A 300-nucleotide genomic window follows, 5' to 3' on the forward strand; every position below is an offset into this window, starting at 1 on the left:
CAGGTTGGCGGCGCGCGCCGATACTGCTTTCTACTTTTTCACCGCCGCAGGCTGCAGTAGCGGTCCAATGCGTATCGCTGTTTCCTTTAACTTCGGCACCGCCTTCAGCAGATCCTCGAGGCTCGCTCGTGCCGTGGGTGCATGGACGGCCACGGCCGCGAGCACACGACCATCCTCGAGATTGCGCACCGGTACCGCGACCGCCACCATCCCGCGCACGAATTCCTCGTTGTCGACCCCGATGCCACGCACCGCGAGCCGGTCGAGTTCCGCTTCAAGCAGGTCTGCATCGGTCAAGGT

Annotated in this window: 1 protein-coding gene; it reads right to left on the minus strand. The window is 63.7% G+C overall.

Translation table 11 applies throughout. From position 1 onward, the window contains the following. Nucleotides 1–30: 30 nt before the first annotated feature. Nucleotides 31–300, minus strand: a 270-nt coding sequence (locus SB764_RS39245; protein ID WP_410866642.1) for an IclR family transcriptional regulator C-terminal domain-containing protein, incomplete at its 5' end; no start/stop codon positions are given.

It is taken from the genome of Paraburkholderia sp. SIMBA_027 (genome assembly GCF_046535315.1).
In the GTDB taxonomy this organism is placed as follows: domain Bacteria; phylum Pseudomonadota; class Gammaproteobacteria; order Burkholderiales; family Burkholderiaceae; genus Paraburkholderia; species Paraburkholderia tropica.